The organism is Mucilaginibacter pankratovii (genome assembly GCF_014773265.1).
In the GTDB taxonomy this organism is placed as follows: Bacteria; Bacteroidota; Bacteroidia; order Sphingobacteriales; family Sphingobacteriaceae; genus Mucilaginibacter; species Mucilaginibacter pankratovii.
Window position 1 is genome coordinate 1 of record NZ_JACWMY010000026.1, and the last position, 3,284, is coordinate 3,284.

Sequence of the window (3,284 nt, forward strand, 5' to 3'; positions counted from 1 at the left end):
CGTCTGCAAATAATTACGTTTCAGTGTTAGGTCATTCGTGTTGATGCGCATAACTTTTTAGCTTTGTTACGTAAAGCTAATCTGTTACCGAATTATCTAACCTTTACAATTGCGAGGCACGAAGCAATCTCCCGGCAGGCAGGTCCACTATGCAGATCGCTTGTCCTGTGTAGAGATTGCTTCGTTCCTCGCAAGGACGCGTTTTTGTTGTGTTTTTTACTTCCCAAACTTTAACAACGGATTGGCAGTAGCAGCCGGCATCTTCACTTTATAGCGGTACATGCCGGCAAAATTGTCTTCCTCTTTTAAAAACTCGTGGTTCTTTTTGCTGATCCAGAAGGTTTCGGTGGCGTGGCGTCCGGCGTTGTCGCTTTCGTTGAAGAGGATCCAGCAATCAACCTTTTGGTTATCGTAGGTGGTAATTACTTCGCTGCCTGTTACTTTGTAAATGATGTACTCCGGCTTGCCGAAACCGGCATCGTAAAAGTTTATGGCAAAGGTTTTACCGGCAGCAAGGGGCAGCATCTCAAAGGTTTCTATATCCAGGTTCCAATTGTAGCAGGGAGCGGCAAAATCAAGGGAGAAAGTTTTTTGCGTATTTACCGCAACGGTATCGGCACCCACAATTTTTGTATTGCTCCAATTGAAGGATTTATTTTTGCCGTTCACTGTTTCGGAATGGTAGATGGGTGAAAAATCGCTCGCCTTATTCACCGAATACACGGTGCGGTAACTGGTAGTATCCCCACCATACCAGTGCTGGCTGGTAACCAATACTTTTTGTCCGTTTTGGGTTTCCACCTTTGTATCGCGCAGCCAAAGCCAAAACCGCATTACTTTTGGGCTTTTAGGGTTTTGAAAATACACCATGTACTGGCGCATGCCGGGTTTCAGCGTGGCGGTGTTGAGGCGGTTGTCTTTTAACCGAATGGTATCCACCTGTTGTGCCAGCGTATATTTCGGCTGTGCCGATAAAAATAAGGTAAGCAGGCTAACTACAATGGCCGGTATATTAATGTAAGTTTTCATGTTGTTGAATTGTTGGTGGTTTTCAGTTTTTATTTATTGAGCGCAAATTTGCGTTGCCGCAAAAGCATCCCGAAACCCTTTCAACCTTATGCCTGCTATATTTAGCGGCCGGCCTTATAAATTCAACAAGCCCCAAAACAGCAGCATAAACCGGCAATCGGTGCAGGCATTGATGAAATGGCCCTATCTGTTGAATAAATAAGGCCCGGCGTTTAAAACTATCGCGCAGCACAAAAAAGCTTTGTATTTTTAAGCATGAAATTATTCTCCGGCAAGCTTACCGCCGTTCAGTTACAGCAGTCTGTTTGGGTATCTGTATTTGTGGTGATCATGCTTTCGTTATTGCCGATGGATACATTCGGGCAGGCCTTTGCTTACGCTATTATATACACGGCTTTTTACGCGGCCATTATTTATGGAAACATACTTTGGCTGTTTCCGCGCCTGTATCAAAAGGGGCATATCGTATTGTATATCCTGGCGGTGATCGTGTTTTTATTTGTGGTAGGTATTACAAGGGGCTTTGTAACCATGACCGTCTATAACACCTTCTTCGCTCCCAAGCCTCAAGTGATGACGTTTAAAGTCCTATCCACTTTCATTGTGGGCGGCATACTCATTTTCCTGCTTAGCTTTATCTTCCGCATCGCGATAGCGTATTTTGATCTGAAGCGGCAATCCGAAGAGATCATCGTGCAAAAAACACAGGCCGAGCTCAACCTGCTTAAATCGCAGGTGCAGCCGCACTTCCTGTTCAATACGCTGAATAATATTTATTACGAGGCTTATTTGGAGGCGCCGCGTACCGCAGCACTCATCGAGCGGCTCTCCAATATCATGCGCTATTTTGTGGACGAGAGCCCTAAACAGTTGGTATCCATCGGTACTGAGGTACAGTTTATCGAGAACTATATCGAGCTGGAGAAGATCCGCATCCGGTATGATATCAGCCTTAATTTTACAAAAGTATGCGATGCCGCGCTCAGCATCCCACCCATGTTGTTGATGGCTTTTGTAGAAAATGTATTTAAACACGGCATCGATAAATCGAGCGCGGATAACAGAATAAGCCTTTCATTGATACAGGAAAGCGACAGGCTGCTGTTTACCGTGGAGAACACCCTCCCCGATGTACCTTTAAACCCAAACTCTACCGGTTCGGGTATCGGGAATTTGCGCAAGCGACTCATCCTGCTGTACCAGGATGATTTTGAGTTGTCCGCCCAAAATAATGGCGATATTTACCGTGCCCATTTAAACATCCCGCTGAAATGAACCTGAGGTGCATCATTATAGACGACGAGCCGAATGCCGTAAACCTGCTGGAGGTGCTGATTGGGCAAACCACCCCATGGCAGCTTTTGGGTAAGTGTTATAATGCGCTGGAGGCGATCGAATTTTTAAAGAAACATACCGTAGATTTTATTTTCCTGGATATCAATATGCCGCACCTCACGGGGATGGAATTAGCGGGCCTGCTGCCAAAAGACACTAAAATAGTCTTCACCACGGCCTACGCCGAGCATGCAGCAGAAAGCTACGCCTACCAAACCGTTGATTACCTGCTAAAACCCATCACCCTGAAGCGCTTTGTGGCGGCTACACAAAAGATAGAGGCGAGCTTTGGCAAGCAAGCAATATCTCCCGAACCCGCATCTGCAAAGCCGGAAGCCGATTATTTCTTTTTTAAAACCGGCAAAACGCTGCGTAAGATCTTGCTGGACGAGGTGCTCTACTTCGAAAGCGAAAAAGAGTATGTACGCCTGGTAACCGGCACCGAAGAACTGCTGATATACCGCCGGCTTAAAGATATTGAAGAGCAACTCCCTCATCCCTTTGTACGGGTGCACAACTCCTACATTGTAAATACCCGCCTGCTCAGCAAGATCCAGGATAACCATATTTACATCGGCAGCAAACAGATCCCTGTAAGCGAGAAATTCCGCGAAGGTTTTATGGAGGTGATACGGCAGCGGATCTTTTAAATGATTTGCATTACCGTATAGCAATAATACGAATGCTTACTTTGGCAAGCGTTCCGTCGCGATAAGGGAACGGCTCGAAAACAAAGCGCGAACCGGTAGTAAAATCGAGCTGCTTTGCGTCGAGCTGTGTTATTTCATACTGGTCGGTATATCCACCATAGCCGTTAACTTAAGGGAATTTGGAAAGTTATTTTCAGAATGTCATTCAGACGGGGCTTCGCCTTTGGGCAAAACCACTTAGATTTTCCCATATTTGTATAGTTTTATTTT

General features: G+C 45.6%; 3 protein-coding genes. 2 read left to right on the plus strand and 1 reads right to left on the minus strand.

The features are described 5' to 3' along the window. Positions 1 to 216: 216 nt before the first annotated feature. A complete protein-coding gene (locus tag IDJ77_RS27450) occupies positions 217 to 1,029 on the minus strand; it encodes a DUF3108 domain-containing protein (protein ID WP_191192204.1) in 813 nt (270 codons plus the stop codon). A gap of 255 nt (positions 1,030 to 1,284) precedes the next feature. Between IDJ77_RS27450 and IDJ77_RS27455 the strand changes: the two genes are divergently transcribed. Beyond that, positions 1,285 to 2,304: a sensor histidine kinase gene (locus tag IDJ77_RS27455; RefSeq protein WP_191192205.1), complete on the plus strand. Its 1,020-nt coding sequence runs from the start codon at positions 1,285 to 1,287 to the stop codon at positions 2,302 to 2,304. Beyond that, positions 2,301 to 3,014 carry a LytR/AlgR family response regulator transcription factor gene (locus IDJ77_RS27460; RefSeq protein ID WP_191192206.1) on the plus strand — a complete coding sequence of 238 codons (714 nt, stop codon included), beginning with the start codon at positions 2,301 to 2,303 and terminating at the stop codon, positions 3,012 to 3,014. The genes IDJ77_RS27455 and IDJ77_RS27460 overlap by 4 nt, the downstream gene beginning before the upstream one ends. Positions 3,015 to 3,284 lie beyond the last annotated feature (270 nt).